This is a genomic window from Actinosynnema sp. CA-299493 (genome assembly GCF_050946825.1).
GTDB lineage: Bacteria > Actinomycetota > Actinomycetes > Mycobacteriales > Pseudonocardiaceae > Actinosynnema.
Genome location: NZ_CP191993.1, coordinates 2,938,780 through 2,957,324, shown reverse-complemented (window position 1 = coordinate 2,957,324; position 18,545 = coordinate 2,938,780). Strand labels below are relative to the sequence as shown.

Genomic DNA, 18,545 nt, shown 5'->3' with positions numbered 1-18,545 from the left:
TCTCCTGTTCGTCGTGCCGAGAGGGGTTGGCCGGCAGGTTGGCCGGCGGGTTGGCTAGCGGGTCAGCTCGCGCAGCACGGCGAGCTCGCGGTCGGTCGGCGGCTCGCCGCGGCCCAGGTCGTCGGCGACCTGCAAGTCCCAGCCGGTGCGCTCGCGCGCGGTCGCCAGGTCGACGCCGGGGTGCAACGCGGTCAGCACCAGCTCACGGGTCCGCGGGTCGGGCCGCAGCACGCCCAGGTCGGTGATCACCAGCTGCGGCCCGGCGCCGGTCAGGCCCAGCCGCTCCCGCTCACCCGGCCCGGACCCGAAGCCGAACGACGTGACGAAGTCGACCCGTTCCACGAACGCCCGCTCGGTCTGCCGCACCACCACCACGACCTCGCGGCACGACGCGGCGATCTCCGGCGCGCCACCCGCGCCGGGCAGCCGCACCCCGGGGTTGCGGTAGTCACCGCCGATCACGGTCGTGTTGATGTTGCCGAACCGGTCCAGCTGGGCCGCGCCGAGGAAGCCGACGTCGATCCGGCCGGGTTGCAGCCAGTAGTTGAAGATCTCCGGCACGCCGACCACGCTGACCGCGGTGTCGGCCAGCACGCCGTCGCCGATCGACAGCGGCAGCCGGTCCGGTTTCGCGCCGATCGTGCCGGACTCGTAGACCAGCACGAGGTTCGGCGCGTGCGTGCGGCGGGCGAGGTTGGCCGCGGTGCTGGGCAGCCCGATGCCGACGAAGCACACCGCGCCGTCGCGCAACGCCCGTGCCGCCGCGACCGTCATCATCTCGTCCGGGCTGTGATCACCGCGGTTCACGCCACGCCCCCCAACCACTGCGCGAACCTCTCCCGGTCCCGGCTGATCCCGTCCCACGCCACGTAGAAGTCGTTGTCCCGCACCGAGTAGTCGTGCGCGTAGGACGGGTGCGCGCCGCCCGGCACTTCGGCGACGTAGTCCACCACCCACGACGGCAGCACCACCGCGCCCGGCCGCGGCTCCAGCTCGTCCACGACCTCCTCGACGGTGACCAGCGAGCGGGTCGCGGCCAGCACCGCCTCCTTCTGCACGCCCGTGATGCCCCACAGCTGCACGTTGCCGTGCCGGTCGGCGCGCTGGGCGTGCACGACGGCGGCGTCCAGCTCCAGCGCGGCGACGGCGGTCAGCACCTCGCCGGTGAACGGGCAGGTCACCGACGCGATGTTGGCGGTCTGGGCGGGCAGGTCGGTGCCGGTGTAGCCGCGCAGCACGGCGAACGGCAGCCCGGACGCGGCGGCGACGTACCGGTTGGCCATGCCCGCGTGGCTGTGCTCCTCCAGCTCCAGCGGACGCGGCCAGCCGTTCTGCACGGCGTCGCGGAACCGGTGCAGCGAGCCGACGCCGGGGTTGCCGCCCCACGAGAACACCAGCTTGCGCGCGCAGCCCGCGCCGATGAGCTGGTCGTACAGCACGTCGGGCGTCATCCGGACCAGGGTCAGGTCACGCCTGCCCTGCCGGATCACCTCGTGCCCGGCGGCGAACGGGATCAGGTGCGTGAACCCCTCGAAGGCCACGGTGTCACCGTCGCGCACGACGTGCGCGACGGCCTCCGCGAGGGGCGCGATGGTGGCCAATCCGACCTCCGGTTGTGCGTGGCCGGAACCGGCGGTGCCGTGCAGCGGGGACGTGGCGCCGTGCGGCGGGACGTGGCCGAACGTTAAGGAGCGCGCCGGAGCAGGGTCAACGGGATCTTCCACTCACCGGAAGCCCCGACCCCACCTTCTGACCTGGAGCCCGGCGTCGCGTCGTTCACCCGGACCGCCTACGACCTGGAGCACCGCGGGGACGTGCCGGGTGCGCGGGAGGCGTTGGACCGGACGTGCCGGCCTCGCAAGCGGGTTCGGGGCGGTGAGTTCCGGATCAGCCCTGGTCGGACCAGTCCGGCAAGTCCTGACGGCGCGCCGGGTACGACGGCCACGGGCCGAGTTCCGGCAGCGGCGCGGCGGAGGTGGGCGGCTCGTCGGGCAGGCGGCCGGCGAGCCAGGCGGCGAGGTCGCGCACCCCGCCGACCACCTCCGGGCCCGCGCCCCACGTCCTGGGCACGTCGGTCGCCCGCAGGGACACGCCGGCGGGCAGCCTCGGCCGCAGCACGCCGATGGTGTGCACGGCGAACTCCGCGCTCCACTCGGCGGGCCGGACGCCGAGGTCGAGGTCCAGCAGGTGGATCCACACCTCGCGCCAGCGCGTGAACACGGGCGGGACCTGGTCGTCCTCGTCGGGGCCGACCGGCGCCGACCAGTCCGCGATGCCCGCCCACGCCCGTTCCAGGCGTTCGGACATCTCGGCGGTGGCCGCACGGTGCCCGGCCGCGTCGAGGGACGCGGTGGCCTCGATGATCGCGTCCCGCTCACCGGGCTCCCACAGCGCGACCCGCTCGCCCCGCGACCGGTGCTCGACCACCCGGCTGCGGGCGCGGGCGGCGTCGGCGAGGTGGGCCAGCACGTGCCCGCGCGTCCAACCGGGCAGCAGCGACGGTGCCGCGACCCGCGCGTCGGTCAGGTCGGCGATCACGTCGAGCAACCGGCGGTGGGCGTGCGCGACCGCGTCCAGGGGTGGCTTCACACCACCCGATCCTAGGGATCGACGACTCGCGCGCGGACGGCGTTCAGCGGGCCGCTTGGACCACCAGGAAGGTCAGGTCGTCGTGCTCCGCCCGCCCGAGCCAGTCGAACACGACGCGCCGCAGGTGGTCGGCCACCGCGTCGGCCGAGAGCCCGGCGCAGTCCGCCAGCGCCGCCTTCAGCCGCACGTCGCCGAACAGCTCCTGCCGGTCGTCGTGCTTGCGCGCCTCGGTCATCCCGTCGCTGTAGAGCAGCAACGTCTCCCCCGGCGCGAGGGTGACGGTCGTCTGGTTGAACCGCACCTCCGGCAGCACGCCGACGATCCCGCCGTGCACGGCCACCTCGTCCACCCGCCCGTCGGCCCGCAGCACGAGCGGCGCGGGGTGGCCGCCGGCCGCCAGGGTCAACCGCAGGCCACCGGACTGGACGGGCATCATCGTGCCGACGACGAGCGTGGTGAACAGGCGGCTGCCCGCCGCGCGCAGAGCGGTGTTGAGCAGGTGCAGCAGCTGCGCGGGCCGTTGCTCGACCACGAGCAGGGTGTGCAGGCTCTGCCGGACCCGGCCGCTGTGCGCGGCGGCCTCCAGCCCGTTGCCCGCCACGTCGCCAAGCGCGAAGGCCGCGCTCCCGTCCTCACGCGGGTGGACGTCGTAGAAGTCGCCGCCCACCATCGCCCGCCGGTGCGCCGGCTCGAAGACGGCGGCCAGGCGGACGCCCGGGACTTCCGGCAGGGGCGGGGGGAGCAGGTCCGCCCGCAGCGTCTCCACGGCGCGCTGCTGGTCGCTGAACCGGGTGCTCACCTCGATCACCGCGGCGGCCCGTGCCGCGTACCGCTTGAGCAGCTCGACGTGCCACGTGCCGCCGAAGCAGACCAGCGCGCCGCCCTCGGTCAGCGGCACGGCCACGCCGACCCCGGACGCGTTCCACGGTCCCTCGCCCAGCTCGGTCAGCTCGGCGTGGTCGACCAACCGTTCCAGCACGGCGGTGAGGCCGGGCGCGGTGCCGGCGGCCTTGCGGGTGGTGCGGGCCACGGCCACGTCGCCGGCGGGCGTGCGCCGCCACCACTCCAGCCGGCCACGCGGTCCGGGCAGCACCACGACGGTGTGCTCGGCGGGGGCCAGCTCGACCACGGCGCGCACGGCGGCCACGCGTTCGGTGAGCGACGCCATCCGGCGCGTCGCTTCGTCCAGGAAGTCGTCCACGCTCCGGTACAGGGCGACCCAGCCGTCACCGAGGTCCTGCCGCCGGCCGCGACGGGCGCCGTCGACGGCGTCACCGGGCGGTCCGGCGGCGGTGACGGCGTCACCGGGCAGTCCGAAGGCGTCACCGGGCAGGATCGAGCCCGTCCGGGCCTGCGGGAACAGCACGGGTGCGAGAGGGTTGGCCAACCGGACGACACCCTCCGGGTCCAGCACGACGACGGCCTCGTGGAAGCCGTCGACCACGCGACGCCATGCGTCGAGGTCGAGGCCCGTGTCGGCGCCTTGCCGGTAGCCCTGGGCCATCACGGCTCCTGTGTGTCGGGTTGACCCAACCTATCGGACAAGTTGCCACCAACAGTGGCAGGCTTGGCGCAGTTCCGCTGACATCGGAGGCTCGTGTGACGACCGCCCAGGACGACACGGACGTGACCCTGTCCCGACTGCTGACCGCGATGCGCGAGATGAAGGACGGCAACTTCCGCCGTCGTCTCGTGGTGCCCAAAAGGGCCGGAGAGCGCGACGGGGTGACAGCGGAGCTGGCCGAGGTCTTCAACGAGATCGCGGAGCGCAACCAGTGGTTGGTCGGCGAGCTGGTGCGGGTGCGCCAGTCCGTCGGCCAGGAGGGCAGGCTGGGCGAGCGGCTGGCCCCGAGCACCTCGACCGGCGGCTGGGCGACGGCGGCGGACTCGGTGAACGGCCTGGTCGACGACTTGACCAAGCCGACCGCCGAGCTGAGCCGCGTGCTCGCCGCGGTCGCCGAGGGCGACCTGTCGCAGGAGATCGTGGTGGACGCGCGCGGCGAGGTCGCCGCGCTGGTCGAGAGCTTCAACTCGATGACGGCCACGCTGCGGACGTTCGCGGGCGAGGTCACCCGGGTGGCGCGCGAGATCGGCACCGACGGCCGGTTGGGCGGCACGGCGGTCGTGCCGGGGGTGGCGGGCACGTGGAAGGACCTGACCGACTCCGTCAACTTCATGTCCGACAACCTGACCAAGCAGGTCCGCGACATCGCGCAGGTGGCCACGGCGGTGGCGCAGGGCGACCTGTCCCAGAAGATCACCGTGACGGTGGCGGGCGAGATGCTCGAACTGAAGGACACCGTCAACACGATGGTCGACCAGCTGTCCTCCTTCGCCGACGAGGTCACGCGCGTCGCCCGGGAAGTCGGCACCGACGGACGGCTCGGCGGCCAAGCCCAGGTGACGGGCGTCGCCGGCACCTGGCGCGACCTCACCGACAACGTGAACTTCATGGCGAACAACCTGACGTCGCAGGTCCGCAACATCGCCCAGGTCGCGACGGCGGTGGCGCAGGGCGACCTGTCCCAGAAGATCACGGTCGACGCGCGGGGCGAGATCCTCGAACTGAAGTCGACCATCAACACCATGGTCGACCAGCTGTCCTCCTTCGCCGACGAGGTCACGCGCGTCGCCCGGGAAGTCGGCACCGACGGACGGCTGGGCGGTCAGGCGCAGGTGCCCGGCGTGGCCGGGACCTGGCGCGACCTCACCGACTCGGTGAACTTCATGGCCGGCAACCTGACGTCCCAGGTCCGCAACATCGCCCAGGTCACGACGGCGGTGGCGCAGGGCGACCTGTCCCAGAAGATCGACGTCGACGCGCGGGGCGAGATCCTGCAGCTCAAGACCACGATCAACACGATGGTCGACCAGCTGTCCTCCTTCGCCGCCGAGGTCACGCGCGTGGCCCGGGAGGTCGGCAGCGACGGGCGGTTGGGCGGTCAGGCGCAGGTGCCCGGCGTGGCCGGGACGTGGCGGGACCTGACCGACTCGGTGAACTTCATGGCCGGCAACCTGACGTCCCAGGTCCGCAACATCGCCCAGGTCGCGACGGCGGTGGCGCGGGGCGACCTGTCGCAGAAGATCACGGTGAACGCGCGCGGTGAGATCCTGGAGTTGAAGGACACCATCAACACGATGGTCGACCAGCTGTCCTCCTTCGCCGACGAGGTCACGCGCGTGGCGCGCGAGGTCGGCACCGACGGACGGCTCGGCGGCCAGGCGCAGGTGCCGGGGGTCGCCGGGACGTGGCGGGACCTGACCGACTCGGTGAACTTCATGGCCAACAACCTGACCGCGCAGGTCCGGTCGATCGCCCAGGTCACGACGGCGGTGGCCGGCGGCGACCTGTCCCAGAAGATCACGGTCGACGCGCGGGGCGAGATCCTCGAACTGAAGTCGACCATCAACACGATGGTCGACCAGCTGTCCTCCTTCGCCGACGAGGTCACGCGCGTGGCGCGCGAGGTCGGCACCGACGGACGGCTCGGCGGCCAGGCCCGGGTGCCGGGGGTCGCCGGGACGTGGAAGGACCTCACCGACAACGTCAACGTGATGGCCGACAACCTGTCCACTCAGGTCAGGTCCATCGCGGCGGTGGCGACGGCGGTCGCGGGCGGTGACCTGTCCAAGAAGATCGCGGTCGAGGCCAAGGGCGAGGTCGCGGCGCTGGCGGACACCATCAACGGCATGGTGGACACGCTGCGCGCCTTCGCCGACGAGGTCACCCGCGTGTCGCGCGAGGTCGGCACCGAGGGCATCCTCGGCGGCCAGGCCCGCGTGCCGAACGTGGCGGGCACCTGGAAGGACCTCACCGAGAACGTCAACTTCATGGCGAACAACCTCACCTCGCAGGTGCGCAACATCGCCCAGGTGACGACGGCGGTGGCGTTGGGCGACCTGTCGAAGAAGATCGACGTCGACGCGCGCGGCGAGATCCTGGAGCTGAAGACCACCATCAACACCATGGTCGACCAGCTGTCCTCGTTCGCCCAGGAGGTCACGCGCGTGGCCAGGGAGGTCGGTACCGAGGGCAAGCTCGGCGGCCAGGCCGAGGTGGAAGGTGTCTCCGGCACCTGGAAGCGGCTGACCGAGAACGTCAACGAGCTGGCCGGGAACCTGACCCGGCAGGTCCGCGCGATCGCGGTGGTGGCGACGGCGGTGACGGCGGGCGACCTGACCCGGCAGATCACCGTCGACGCCTCCGGCGAGGTCGCCGACCTCAAGGACAACATCAACCGGATGATCGGCAACCTGAGGGCGTCCACCCGCGCCAACCAGGAACAGGACTGGCTGAAGACCAACCTGGCCAGGCTGTCCGGCCAGATGCAGGGACACCGGGACCTCAACGCCATGGCGTCGCTGGTGATCAGCGAGCTGACGCCGCTGGTGTCGGCGCAGCACGGCGCGTTCTTCCTGGCGGACCCCGAGTCGAACGCCCTGGACCTCACCGCGGCCTACGGGTACTCGCCGCGCGGCGGTCGGCCGACGCGGTTCTCGCGCGGCGAGTCGTTGATCGGGCAGGTCGCGGCGGAGAAGAAGACGGTGCTGGTCACCGACGTGCCGCCGGGGTACATCGAGATCGGCTCCGGGCTCGGGTCGGCGCCGCCGGCCAACCTGGTGATCCTGCCGATCGTGTTCCAGGGCGAGACGCTCGGCGTGATCGAGCTGGGGTCGTTCGGCGAGTTCACCGAGGTGCACCTGGACCTGTTGGACCAGCTCAAGGAGAACATCGGCGTCAACCTGAACACGATGCTCGCGAACGCCCGGACGGACAGCCTGCTGGTGGAGTCGCAGCGGCTGACCGAGGAGCTGCGGGCCGGTTCGGTCGAGCTGGAGGCGCGGGCGCGGCAGCTGTCGTCGGCGTCGAAGTACAAGTCGGAGTTCATGGCGAACATGTCGCACGAGCTGCGCACCCCGTTGAACAGCCTGCTGATCCTGGCGAAGCTGCTGGCGGACAACCTGGACGGGAACCTGAACCCGAAGCAGGTGGAGTTCGCCAAGACGATCCACTCGTCGGGCACGGACCTGTTGCAGCTGATCGACGACATCCTGGACCTGACCAAGGTCGAGGCCGGTCACATGCAGGTGCAGACGGACCCGGTGCACGTGACCGACGTCGTCGGGTACGTCGAGGCGTTGACCTCGCCGCTGGCCGCGGAGAAGGGGTTGGCGTTCGAGGTCGTGGTGGCGCCGGACGTGCCGCCCACCCTGCACACCGACGAGCACCGGTTGCAGCAGATCCTGCGGAACCTGTTGTCCAACGCGGTGAAGTTCACCCACGACGGTGAGATCAAGCTGCGGATCCGGGCGGGCGAGGGCTCGATCGCGTTCGACGTGCAGGACACCGGCATCGGCATCCCGTCGGACAAGCTGTCGGTGATCTTCGAGGCGTTCCAGCAGGCGGACGGCACGACGTCGCGGAAGTACGGCGGCACCGGGTTGGGCCTGTCGATCAGCCGGGAGCTGTCGGCGCTGCTCGACGGTCGGCTGGACGTGCGGTCCGAGCCGGGCCTCGGGTCGACGTTCACGCTGTACCTGCCGCTGGCGGAGCAGGGCCTGGCGCCGACGTCCGAGGTGGAGCCGGAGGCCGTGCCGGAGCTGCTGACGCCCGCCGACCACGCGACGCAGTCACTGGTCGCGCCGGCGGAGCTGCCGCCCGCGCCGATGCGGTTCCACGGCGAGAAGGTGCTGATCGTCGACGACGACCTGCGGAACGTGTTCGCGTTGACGAGCGTGCTGGAGCTGCACGGGTTGCAGGTGATCTACGCGGACAACGGGATCACCGGTGTGCGGGCGCTGGAGCAGTACGACGACGTGACGCTGGTGCTGATGGACATCATGATGCCGGAGTTGGACGGCAATGCCACCATGTCCGCGATCCGGGCGATGTCGCGGTACGAGGACCTGCCGGTGATCGCGGTGACGGCCAAGGCGATGAAGGGTGACCGGGAGAAGTCGCTGGCTTCGGGGGCCACGGACTACGTGACCAAGCCGGTGGACACCGAACACCTGCTGCGCTTGATCGCCTTCTACCTGGGCCTGGAACAAGACTGACCCCGCGCGTGTCCCACGTTCGCGTCCCGCGTGTCCTACGTTCCGGTACCCCGAGTTGAACGCTCGGAACAGCGAGAGTCCTACGTTGGCGGCGCGAGAGTCCTACGTTGGCGAGGGGTGAGTCCTACGTTCAAGGCGCGAGAGTCCTACGTTCAGGGGTGGTGAGTTGAACGGTCGGCGGTTGATGGTGCGGGCGGCTCGATTTGACATGGGGCCCTTACGGGCACTCCAGGCAGGCCAAAGCCGGCAGGCCCGGCGGGGAAGAGCGTCCCGCCAAGCCTGCCGGCTTTGGCCAGCCTAAAGCACCCGAACCCATGTCAAATCGGGCCTGGGTGGGGATGTGCGGGTCCGTTGAGGGCGAGGTGGGGTCCGTTGAGGGTGGGGTGTGAGGCCTTTGTGGTCAGTGGGGGGTCAGGTCAGGGCGGTGATCAGGCGGTGGCAGCGGAGGGGGTCTTCGGTCAGGCCGGCGTCCAGGCCCCACAACCAGTAGTCGACGGCGCGGAAGATGATCCAGTTTCGGGCGTGGTCGTGGTTCAGGTTGGCGGTGTCGGCGACGATGGCCAGGTGTTCGGTGATCGCGGCGTCGTCCGGCATGTCGTCCAGCCTGGTCCAGAGGACCCTGGCCAGGTCGTAGGCGATGTCGCCGCGCAGCAGGATCGGGTCGACGGTCAGCCAGGGCTCACGGGTTCCGGCCAGGACCTGGGCGGAGTGCAGGTCGCCGTTGACGGCGAGCGTGGACTCGGTGGTCACCAGGGTCGCCACCGCCCTCTCCCCCGCGCGGAGGAACGCTCGGTCGAAGGGTTTGGCTTGGCGCAGCCAGTCCGATTCCAGGCTGTCGGCTCGGGCGAGGGCCAGGTCGGCCGTCGAACGGACGGTCGGCGGGGCCGGCACGGCAAGTCGTCGGGCCATCGCGCCCAGCACCGCCATGGCCTCCTCGGACGGCAGGTCCAGGGCGCTGTGGTCCAAGTCCAGGCGTTCCAGGAGCATGGCGCCGGCGGTCGGGTCGGCGTCGACCAGGTGGACGGTCCCCCTCCCCCGCCAGAAGCGCAGGGCTTCGATGTGCGCCGTCACGTCCTCGCTCGGCGCGTTCATGCGCAGCACGAGAGGGGTGCCCGCGCGGGTCACCGGGATGACCAGGGCGTGCGAGCCGTGCCGGACGTCGCCGTCGGGGCGGAGGTCCCAGACCTCCAGGCGGTGCTCGATGGCGGCGGGGAGGGTGGCCAGCCAGTTCCGGTCGCGCGGTATCGGTGAGTTGCGGAACGTCTCGGGGATCACGTGGTCGTCGTGGCCGATTCGACGGTGTCGTGGATGTGCATGACCTCGGTCAACTCGGTCAGGCGGAACAACTTGTGCACGGACGGCTGCATCGACGCCATCCGGAGCTCGCCGCCCTCGCCGTCCAGCCTGCGGTGCCAGTCGAGCATCAGGGACAGCCCCGTCGTGTCCATGAACGGCACCCCGCTCAGGTCCACCACGACGTTGGCGCCCGTGCTCTCCTCGAGGCGGTCGGACAGCACGGGGACCGTGTCCGCGTCCAGTTCACCCGACACCGCGACGACCGTCCAGCCGTCCCGCACCTCACTGCGCACCTGCAACTCCATGGTGCACGAGCCTAGCCACCGGACCGGCCCCATGCCGATACCGCGTCACGACGCGCTGCCGGAGAGCCGGTCGGCGCGACCGCCCGGTGCCGCGACCGGTGGATGTGCGACCATGCGGTGACGGCCGATCAACGGGGAGCGGATGTGCGGAACGAGCCAGCGGCGCCGGTGGCCGTGACGCTGCCCGCCTCAGCGGGCGCATCGTCGCAAGCCCGCCAGGTGGTGGGTGACGTGGCGGTGGCCTGGGGACTGTCGGACGACGCCGCCGACGACGCCGCCTTGGTGGTCACGGAACTGGTGTCCAACGCGGTGGACCACGCGATGGGCCCGGTCGGGCTCACCGTGTCGCGGACGGACTCCGGGCTGCGGATCGAGGTGGCCGACGAGTCGTCCGCCCTGCCCCAGCAGAGACCCGTGCAGGTCGACTCGGCACGGGGGCGCGGGCTGATCATCGTGGCCGCCCTGAGCCGGTCGTGGGGCACGGACCCGACCGCCGACGGCAAGGTCGTGTGGGCCGAGCTCGACGGCTGACACGCCCCGACCGGGCAGGGGCCGGCCGGGGCGCTGCGGCGGGGTCGGGCGGTTCACGGGGCGCAGTCGCCGAAGCGGGGCGCGGTGTGTTCCCTTCCCGCCACCTCGGCAGGTGAGGTGGCCCATCCCACTGTCGGGCGACGCCCGGACGGGAACAACAGGGGCAGTGATCCGTAGGGGTACGGCACTTATTCGACGACTGCCGGGCGGGGCAAGGCGCTGCTCGCGTCTCACGCGGGCGTGAGCGCACGAGAAGGGCCGCCCTCGTCGTAAGAGGGCGGCCCTGGTCCGTCTTGGGGCTACTGGCCTTCGCGGAAGCGGTCGAGGCCTTCCTTGGCCTTGTCCGTCCCCTTCTGGATGTGCTCGGAGTGCTCGCCACCGGTGCGTTCGTCGACGAACTGGCCGGCCTTGTCGAGACCCTCGTCGGCCTTGTCGCCGTGCTGGCCGAGAGCGTCCTTGGCCTTGCCCTTCAAGTCGTCGAACTTGTCGCCAATGCCCATCTGCGCTCGAACCTCCTCAGGGTGTCCCTCGTGGACACGCCACAAGAGGGGCTACCGCCGTGGTCGGCCGTTGATGCGCGGGGATCGACAACTCACCCGGACGAGTGAGGTCGACGCGATCGCTCGTGGTCTCAGACCAGCTGGACCGAGACGGCGTGGGGGCCCTTGGCGCTCTCGCCGACCTCGTACCGGACCGCCTGGTTCTCGGCGAGGCCGCGGTGGTCGTAGTCCTGGATCTCGGAGTAGTGCAGGAAGAGGTCGGAGCCGCCGCCCTCGGGCGTGATGAAGCCGAAGCCCTTGGCCCCGCTGAACCACTTGATCTTGCCCTGGGTCATTCGCGTGCTCCTGCCTGGTAGGACGCGACCGGCGCGTCCTGGTACGGGTAGTCGGGCACGCGGTGCTCGGCCGCACGCTGGTCCTGCGCCCGCTCGTTGCGCGTGCGCACCGGGGCGTCGCCCGCGGGCGGGTCGGGCAGGCCGAGCATCAGCAGCAGCTCGCGGCAGTCGTTCGCGTCGACCGAGTTGTCCGCTACGGTGCGGGCGGCCTGGCTGCGCTGGACGGTCTCGGCCCTGTCGGCCGCGGCCCTCGCGTCGGCGAAACCGACTGCGGCACCCTGTGATCGACCAGGTCTGGTCTGCGTCATGACGACCCCGCCTCCCCTGCCGGCAGGGCCGCGCCACGCGTGGAAAGAGCGTGGTGGATCAGACCGGCGTGCCTGCGGGCCGTAGGGGTAGATGATGTGAACGGATGATCCGGCGACAAGCCGGTGCTCCCGTCCCCGGCCCTGGGATGCGGCCGGACTGGATCGGGGACCGCGTCGACCGAGTGCCGACAGCTCGTGCCCCAACCCACCGAACTCTACTCCACGCGCGGGCCCTGGACGAGCACGGCTCAGTCTCGTCAACATCCAACCAACTACGGAGAGATGTTGCCAAGAACCGCCGATTCGCGCTTGACTTGTCGCGCTTCGTCGGAGGTCGACCGGAGGTGGACGTGGTCAACGTCAGAGTCGCGGTGGTCGGTGCGCTGATCGGGTTGGTCGGCCTGGCGGCACCCGCCGCCGCAGCGCCGCGAGCCGTCGCACTGCCCGTGGTCGACATGGAGTCCGTGCTCAAGGCCGCGCAGATCGACCCGCGCCGGGCCGACTCGGCGATCACACCGGGCAGCGGCGACAGCGTGCGGCTGGTGGAACAGGCGCTCGCCGCGAAGGGGCACCTGGCCTCGACGTACGTGGACGGGCACTTCGGCACCCGGACGATCGACGCCTACGCGGCCTACCAGCGCTCGCTCGGCTACACCGGCCTCGACGCGTCCGGCATGCCCGGACCGACGTCGTTGCGGCTGCTCGGCGAGCCGACCTACACCGTCACCCGCGTGGTGTCGGCGGGCAGCCGGGTGACCTACCGCGGCGCGCTGATGAACACCCGCACGAAGGCCGCGCTGGTCGAGGCGGAACGGCTGCTCGGCCGGTCGCTCGGCATCACCCAGGGCTCGTACAACCCGGGCGGCGTGCCCGGCTCGGCGGGCACCCACGACGGCGGCGGCGCGCTGGACATCTCGGTGTCGGGCATGACCGCGACGACGCGCACGACCGTGGCCCGGGTGTTGCGCCAGGTCGGGTTCGCGGCGTGGATCCGCACCCCCGCGCAGGGCTTCGACTACCACATCCACGCGATCGCCCTGGGCGACCCGGACCTGTCCACCGGCGCGCGCAACCAGGCCGGCGACTACTACCTCGGCTTCAACGGGCTGGCCGACCGGGGCGCGGACGACGGGCCCGCGGTGAGCCCGAAGCGGACGTGGGAGGAGTACCAGCGCCTCTAGGATGGTCTGATGGCCGTCCGAACGGGGTCGCGATGAGCAACGTGGAGACCGACCCGTCCGAGCTGATCTGCGAGAGCGCGTCCGGTGTCGCGGCGGTCGAGGTCCTCGACCCCCGCGACGTGCCGCTGGGCGGGCCGCGGGCGATGACCGTGCGGCGCACGTTGCCGCAGCGGTCCCGGTCCATGATCGGCGCGTGGTGCTTCGCCGACCACTACGGGCCGGACGACGTGTCGACCAGCGGCGGGATGGACGTCGCGCCGCACCCGCACACCGGGTTGCAGACCGCGAGCTGGCTGTTCAGCGGCGAGATCGAGCACCGCGACAGCCTCGGCGTGCACGCGGTGGTGCGGCCGGGCGAGCTGAACCTGATGACGGCCGGGCACGGCATCTGCCACTCCGAGGTGTCGACGCCGGGGACGACCGTGCTGCACGGCGTGCAGCTGTGGATCGCGCTGCCGGACGCCCACCGCGACGCGCCTCGCGACTTCCAGCACCACGCGCCCGAGGCGGTGGCGCTGGACGGCGCTTCCGCCCGGGTCTTCCTGGGCACGCTCGCGGGCCGGACGTCGCCGGTGCGCACGTTCACGCCGCTGCTGGGCGCGGAGGTCGTGCTGGAGCCGGGCGCCCGGCTGGCGCTGGACGTGGACGTGGCGTTCGAGCACGGTGTGCTGGTCGACGTCGGCGCGGTGGAGCTGGGCGGCACGGCGTTGGCGCGCGGCACGCTCGGCTACGTCGGGGTGGGTGCGACGGTGCTGCACCTGGCCAACGTCACCGACGCCCCGGCCCGCGTCGTCCTGCTCGGCGGCGAACCGCTGGGCGAGGACCTGGTGATGTGGTGGAACTTCGTCGGCCGCAGCCACGAGGAGATCGTCCGCTTCCGCGACCAGTGGCAGGCGGAGTCGGAGCGCTTCGGCCAGGTCGAGGGCTACCCCGGCGACCGGCTACCGGCCCCGCCGCTGCCGATGGGCAGGCTGCGCCCGCGCGGCAACCCGCCACCGGCCTGATCAGGGCCGATCCGCAGCGCGACCACGTCGTCGGCCACCGAGGACAGCGGGCGGCTCGCGTCCAGCCGTTCCGGCAGCACGGTCCCCGGCTCGTCGGCGAGCAGCCGGACCGCGCCGGCGCCGTCCCACGTGCGCAGACCGACCGGCGCGGCGGCGTTGTCCTCGGTGACGGGCTGGAGCTTGAGCACGGCGGGTGTGCCGTCCGCCCGGACGACAGGCAGCGCGGCGAGCCACGCCCGCCCCCACGCGGTGCGGTGGTACGACGCCGTCAGCGCCTCCGGGACGATCACGGGCGCGGCGCGTACATGATCACGGCCACGCCGACCAGGCAGATCGCCGCGCCGGCGTAGTCCCACCGGTCGGGCCGGAACTTGTCGACCACCACGCCCCAGGCCAGCGACCCGGTCACGAACACCCCGCCGTACGCGGCGAGGATGCGGCCGAAGTGCGCGTCGGGCTGCAACGTCGCCACGAACCCGTACAGGCCGAGCGCCGCCACGCCCGCGCCGATCCAGAGCAGGCCCCGGTGCTCGCGCACGCCCTGCCACACCAGCCACGCGCCGCCGATCTCGGCGAACGCGGCCAGCACGAACAACAACAGCGAGCGGACCACGGTCATGACCGCGACGATAGCCGGCGCCGCGGTCCGGCCCGCTGCCGCCGGCACGTCGCGGCCGATCGGGGGAAAGCCACGTCGACCATCGCAGCAAGGCGCGCCCACGTGACGCAGAACACCGTGCTCCCATCGCTCGGACTCGGCGCGATTTCGCCGCAACGGCATGTTTGAGCGCGTTCCACCACCCTGGCGGAGCACCCTGCGCGTGGCACGCCCGTCGAACTGGCCCGCGAGGTCCCTGGCACGCCGGGTCATCCGGAGCGAACGCTAGAGACCCTCGGCTTCACCGGAAGCCCGCGCCACCCTCTCAGCGCAATGCCGTTCACGATCGGTGAAGCGAAACACATTAGTTCCCGATCCTATCGCGGGGTGCCGGCGAGCGATCGGAGCAATTCAAGACCGCCTGATCGTCCGATGCCCTGTTCACAGGGGTGCGCACGGCAGGCGTCATCTGCTTTATTCGTGTTGTCGCCGATCCCGGCGAAATCGAGAAGGATTCCACTACCAAGGAGACCTCGTGTTGAAGCGTCTTGCCTCGGGTGTCGCGCTGGCCGCCATGACCGGCGCGATGGTGTTCGGCGGCTCCTCCGCCGCGCAGGCCACCACCGTTCCCGACGCGTCGTGCATCAACTCCGACCCGACCGGACTGGTCAACGTGATCGTGTGCACGATCAACACCACCGTGCAGGTGCCGATCGACCTGCCCGACTCGGTGATCACCATCGGGGACGTGCTCAGCGGCAACACCATCGAGGTGCTCGACGGTGCCGAGCTGGACGCGATCGAGGTCACCGTCAAGGACGTCATCGACGACGTGAACGTCGAGGACAACCTGGTCTTCAAGAGCGCGCTGGTGAACGCCCTGAACGACGCCGACATCATCGACGACATCGACGTCTCCAAGGTCCTGGTCGACGTGCTCTGAGTTCTCCACGAGAAAGCACTGAAAAGGCGATGACATCGCCATCGGACGCCTGAGCCACGAACGAACGGCGTCACCGGCTCCGCGCACCGCCCACAATCACCGGGCGGTGCGCGGAGCATTTCGCATGGCCGAGAACGGCGACACCGGGCACGCGACGCACCTGCACGACTTCGGCCTCGCGCTGGTGCGCCGCCGGCCATGTGGGTCCCGTACGCGCACATGGGCACTGACGGCAGCCGTCACCATCCCGGAGGACGTCGCACCGCGCGTGATCGGCTGGTACACCTGACGACGTGGCCGAGGTGCGCAACGTCGTCGCCGGGCACGTCGTCGGCGACGTCGTGCAGATCGGTCAGGTGACCACGACCTCTCCGGACGCGCGACCGACGGCGGTCGCCGGGCTGCCGCCGCTCGCGGTGTTCGTCGGCCGGGAGGCCGAGTTGTCCCGGCTGACCGCCGCGCTGCGACCCGAGTCCCCGGACCCGGTGCTGGTGTGGTCCGTCGGCGGGCTGCCCGGCGTGGGCAAGACGGCGCTGGCCGTCGCGGCGGCGCGGCGCGCGGTCGCGGCCGGCTGGTTCCCGGGCGGGGTGGTGATGGCCGACCTGCGCGGCTACGACCAGCGGGTCACGGCCTCGACCGCGTTGGTCGCGCTGCTGGGCGCGCTGGGCGTGGCGAGCGAGCACATCCCGCCGGAGGAGGCGGACCGGGTCAGGCTGTGGCGCTCGCTGCTCGCCCGGCGGGAGCGGATGCTGGTGGTGGCGGACAACGTCTCCGGGGCCGACCAGGTCGTGCCGCTGCTGCCCGGCGACCCGCGACACCGGGTGCTGATCACCAGCAGGCACCGGTTGGCCGGCCTCGACCTCACCCGCCTGGTCGACCTGGACGTCCTGGACGTGCCCGACGCGGTGCGGATGCTCGTCGAGGTGCTGCGGATGAGCGACCCCGACGACACCCGCGCCCACGACCTCGCGGCCGGTGAACAGGTCGCCCGGCTGTGCGGCGGCCTGCCGTTGGCCGTGCGCGTGGCGGCGGCACTGCTGGTCGCCGACCCCGAGCGGACCATGGCCGACCTGGCCGAAGCGCTGGCCGACGGCCACCAGCGGCTGCGCGAGCTCGACTACGACGACAACCTCGCCGTGCGCGCCGCGTTCGACCTGTCCTACGGGCTCCTCGACCCCGACCAGGCCAGGGTGCTCCGCCTCACCGCCCTCGACCCCGGGCCCGACGTCGCCCTCGACACCATCGCCGCGATCGCCGACACCGACCGCGCCACCGCGACCCGGCTCGTCCGGCGGTTGCGGGCGGCGCACCTGGTGCAGCCCGCCGGGTCCGCGGCGCGGTGGCGGATGCACGACCTGGTCAGGCTGTACGCGCGGGACAAGGCCGCCGAGGACCCGGAACGCGACCGAGCGGTCGTCCGGCTGCTCGACCACTACCTGGCCGCCGTCCGGGCCACCACCGACCACCACGGCGAGGTCCGGGCGGGCACCGAGGCGGTGCGGGCGGTCGACGCCGAACGAGCCAAGCTGGTCCCGGTGATCGACCTGGCCCACGTCACCGGCCACGCCGCGCACGTGATCGGGATGACGAGCGGCCTCATCGAGTACTTCTCCCTGCGCAAGCTCTGGAGCGAGTGGATCACCACCCACGAGCTGGCCCTGGCGGTCGCCCAACGGACCGGGGACCTGGCGGGCGAGGCACGCCTGCGGCACGGGCTCGGCGTCGGGCACGGCCAGATGCTGAACACGGAGCTCTCGACGCGCTACCTGCGCGACGCCATGTCCCTGGCCCGGCGACTGGGTGACCGGCAGCTGTTCGGCCTCTCGCTCAACCGGCTCGGCCAGCGCTTCCGCAACACGGGCCGGCTGGAGTGGGCGATGGCCTGCCACCGGTGGGCGGCCACGCTCCTCCTGGAGACAGGCGACATGCCCTCGTACTTCGGAGCGCTGCACGACATGGCGGTCGTCCACCGGCGGCGGCGTGAGCTCGACCAGGCGGTCGCCCTGCACCTGGAGTGCCTGTCGCTGGCCCGCGAGCACCAGTGGCCGCTGTTGGAAGGACGGGTGCTGGACCACCTCGGCATCGCCTACCGGGAGCTGGACCGCATGGCCGAGGCGATCGAGTGCCACCAGGCCAACCTGCGCATCGTCGAGGACATGGCCGACCGGCACGGCTACGCGCGGACGATGGCGAACCTCGCCGTCACCTACCGGGTGGCGGACCGGCCGGCCGAGGCGGTGGACTGCCACCTGGAGGCGTTGCGCACGTTCCGGGACTTCGGCGCGGTCCACGCGGTGGGCAGCGTGCTGAAGGACCTGGGCCTCACCTACCGCGAGCTCGGCCGCGACGACGAGGCGGCCCGGTGCTGGACCGAGGCGCTCGCGATCTTCGAGGCGTTGCCCGCGGCGACCGCCGCGCCGGTCGCGGAGCGCACCCGACAGCACCTGGCCGAGCTCACCGCCGGGGAGGCGACTCCTCCGGCGGCCAGTCGTCGTCGGCCTGCTCCTGGACCTCCGCGCCCACCAGGGACCGCCTGAGCAACGGCCGCAGCGCTTCGGACAGCGCCTCGACGGGGATGGCGGCGAGGTCCCGCAGCGGCACGGCCGTCACGTCGGGGATCTTCACTTCGATGTCGTCGCGAGGGTCGGACACGGCGGCCTCCCGGGCTCGGCACCCATCATGGCAGGCGACGCCGTGATCGGGCAGGCCACCGGGACCCCTCACCCGTCCGACCGCGTCGCGTTCGCCGACGCGGTCGGACGCCCCCTTCGACACCCGAGGGTGTCGTCGACGGACCGGCCGCCTCGCGTCCCCCCCTCAGAGCGCCGGGTCTGCTGGTCCGTCGCGGTCGATCTCGTCCAGATGATCGACGCTGCCCACTGCCTCCCCGGTGCCCCT

The 18,545-nt window shown here is 71.8% G+C and carries 19 protein-coding genes; 7 read left to right on the top strand and 12 right to left on the bottom strand.

Going from position 1 to position 18,545, the window contains the following annotated elements; genetic code table 11:
* Window positions 1–54: 54 nt before the first annotated feature.
* From ACQPYE_RS13920 to ACQPYE_RS13905, 4 genes are all read right to left on the bottom strand, one after another.
* A complete protein-coding gene (locus tag ACQPYE_RS13920; protein WP_498722906.1) occupies window positions 55–777 on the bottom strand; it encodes a CoA-transferase subunit beta in 723 nt (240 codons plus the stop codon).
* A gap of 26 nt (window positions 778–803) precedes the next feature.
* Window positions 804–1,601, bottom strand: coding sequence for a CoA transferase subunit A (locus tag ACQPYE_RS13915; RefSeq protein WP_498721552.1), 798 nt, complete (start codon window positions 1,599–1,601; stop codon window positions 804–806).
* Window positions 1,602–1,887: 286 nt separating this feature from the next.
* Window positions 1,888–2,589, bottom strand: a complete 702-nt coding sequence (locus tag ACQPYE_RS13910) for a maleylpyruvate isomerase family mycothiol-dependent enzyme (RefSeq protein ID WP_498721551.1) — start codon at window positions 2,587–2,589, stop codon at window positions 1,888–1,890.
* 43 nt (window positions 2,590–2,632) lie between these two features.
* A complete protein-coding gene (locus ACQPYE_RS13905; protein ID WP_498721550.1) occupies window positions 2,633–4,093 on the bottom strand; it encodes a PP2C family protein-serine/threonine phosphatase in 1,461 nt (486 codons plus the stop codon).
* A 95-nt stretch (window positions 4,094–4,188) separates the two neighbouring features.
* Here ACQPYE_RS13905 and ACQPYE_RS13900 point away from each other — a divergent pair, with 95 nt between their 5' ends.
* On the top strand, window positions 4,189–8,646 hold the full coding sequence (locus tag ACQPYE_RS13900) for a HAMP domain-containing protein (protein ID WP_498721549.1): 4,458 nt from the start codon (window positions 4,189–4,191) through the stop codon (window positions 8,644–8,646).
* 411 nt (window positions 8,647–9,057) lie between these two features.
* Here the strand turns inward: ACQPYE_RS13900 and ACQPYE_RS13895 are convergent, their stop codons facing one another.
* Both ACQPYE_RS13895 and ACQPYE_RS13890 read right to left on the bottom strand, forming a co-directional pair.
* On the bottom strand, window positions 9,058–9,921 hold the full coding sequence (locus ACQPYE_RS13895; protein WP_498721548.1) for an aminoglycoside phosphotransferase family protein: 864 nt from the start codon (window positions 9,919–9,921) through the stop codon (window positions 9,058–9,060).
* Entirely contained in the window at window positions 9,918–10,247 is a 330-nt protein-coding gene (locus ACQPYE_RS13890) for an STAS domain-containing protein (RefSeq protein WP_498721547.1), read from the bottom strand. Before ACQPYE_RS13890 ends, ACQPYE_RS13895 begins: the two co-directional genes overlap by 4 nt.
* A gap of 144 nt (window positions 10,248–10,391) precedes the next feature.
* Between ACQPYE_RS13890 and ACQPYE_RS13885 the strand changes: the two genes are divergently transcribed.
* Window positions 10,392–10,778 (top strand): ATP-binding protein, encoded by a 387-nt coding sequence (locus ACQPYE_RS13885; RefSeq protein WP_498721545.1) that lies wholly within the window; start codon window positions 10,392–10,394, stop codon window positions 10,776–10,778.
* 299 nt (window positions 10,779–11,077) lie between these two features.
* Here ACQPYE_RS13885 and ACQPYE_RS13880 read toward each other — a convergent pair whose 3' ends face one another.
* The 3 genes from ACQPYE_RS13880 to ACQPYE_RS13870 form a co-directional block, all read right to left on the bottom strand.
* On the bottom strand, window positions 11,078–11,278 hold the full coding sequence (locus ACQPYE_RS13880) for an antitoxin (protein WP_230569698.1): 201 nt from the start codon (window positions 11,276–11,278) through the stop codon (window positions 11,078–11,080).
* A 131-nt stretch (window positions 11,279–11,409) separates the two neighbouring features.
* Complete coding sequence (locus ACQPYE_RS13875; protein ID WP_498721544.1) at window positions 11,410–11,613, bottom strand: cold-shock protein; 204 nt, start codon at window positions 11,611–11,613, stop codon at window positions 11,410–11,412.
* A complete protein-coding gene (locus ACQPYE_RS13870; RefSeq protein WP_498721543.1) occupies window positions 11,610–11,921 on the bottom strand; it encodes a hypothetical protein in 312 nt (103 codons plus the stop codon). The genes ACQPYE_RS13875 and ACQPYE_RS13870 overlap by 4 nt, the downstream gene beginning before the upstream one ends.
* Window positions 11,922–12,271: 350 nt before the next feature.
* Between ACQPYE_RS13870 and ACQPYE_RS13865 the strand changes: the two genes are divergently transcribed.
* Window positions 12,272–13,102, top strand: coding sequence for a peptidoglycan-binding domain-containing protein (locus ACQPYE_RS13865; protein WP_498721541.1), 831 nt, complete (start codon window positions 12,272–12,274; stop codon window positions 13,100–13,102).
* 32 nt (window positions 13,103–13,134) lie between these two features.
* Window positions 13,135–14,106: a pirin family protein gene (locus ACQPYE_RS13860; protein WP_498721540.1), complete on the top strand. Its 972-nt coding sequence runs from the start codon at window positions 13,135–13,137 to the stop codon at window positions 14,104–14,106.
* Here ACQPYE_RS13860 and ACQPYE_RS13855 read toward each other — a convergent pair.
* Window positions 14,028–14,396: an aminoglycoside phosphotransferase family protein gene (locus ACQPYE_RS13855; protein WP_498721538.1), complete on the bottom strand. Its 369-nt coding sequence runs from the start codon at window positions 14,394–14,396 to the stop codon at window positions 14,028–14,030. The two genes, ACQPYE_RS13860 and ACQPYE_RS13855, sit on opposite strands and share 79 nt — an antisense overlap.
* Window positions 14,393–14,725, bottom strand: a complete 333-nt coding sequence (locus ACQPYE_RS13850; protein ID WP_498721537.1) for a YnfA family protein — start codon at window positions 14,723–14,725, stop codon at window positions 14,393–14,395. Before ACQPYE_RS13850 ends, ACQPYE_RS13855 begins: the two co-directional genes overlap by 4 nt.
* A gap of 514 nt (window positions 14,726–15,239) precedes the next feature.
* On the opposite strand from ACQPYE_RS13850, the gene ACQPYE_RS13845 reads away from it, so the two are divergent.
* From ACQPYE_RS13845 to ACQPYE_RS13835, 3 genes are all read left to right on the top strand, one after another.
* Window positions 15,240–15,647, top strand: coding sequence for a hypothetical protein (locus ACQPYE_RS13845; protein ID WP_498721536.1), 408 nt, complete (start codon window positions 15,240–15,242; stop codon window positions 15,645–15,647).
* 124 nt (window positions 15,648–15,771) lie between these two features.
* Window positions 15,772–15,936: a hypothetical protein gene (locus tag ACQPYE_RS13840; protein ID WP_498721535.1), complete on the top strand. Its 165-nt coding sequence runs from the start codon at window positions 15,772–15,774 to the stop codon at window positions 15,934–15,936.
* A 4-nt stretch (window positions 15,937–15,940) separates the two neighbouring features.
* Window positions 15,941–18,184 (top strand): ATP-binding protein, encoded by a 2,244-nt coding sequence (locus ACQPYE_RS13835; protein WP_498721534.1) that lies wholly within the window; start codon window positions 15,941–15,943, stop codon window positions 18,182–18,184.
* Here the strand turns inward: ACQPYE_RS13835 and ACQPYE_RS13830 are convergent.
* Window positions 18,102–18,299, bottom strand: a complete 198-nt coding sequence (locus tag ACQPYE_RS13830; RefSeq protein ID WP_498721533.1) for an FxSxx-COOH-like cyclophane-containing RiPP peptide — start codon at window positions 18,297–18,299, stop codon at window positions 18,102–18,104. The two genes, ACQPYE_RS13835 and ACQPYE_RS13830, sit on opposite strands and share 83 nt — an antisense overlap.
* Between the last annotated feature and the right edge of the window lie 246 nt (window positions 18,300–18,545).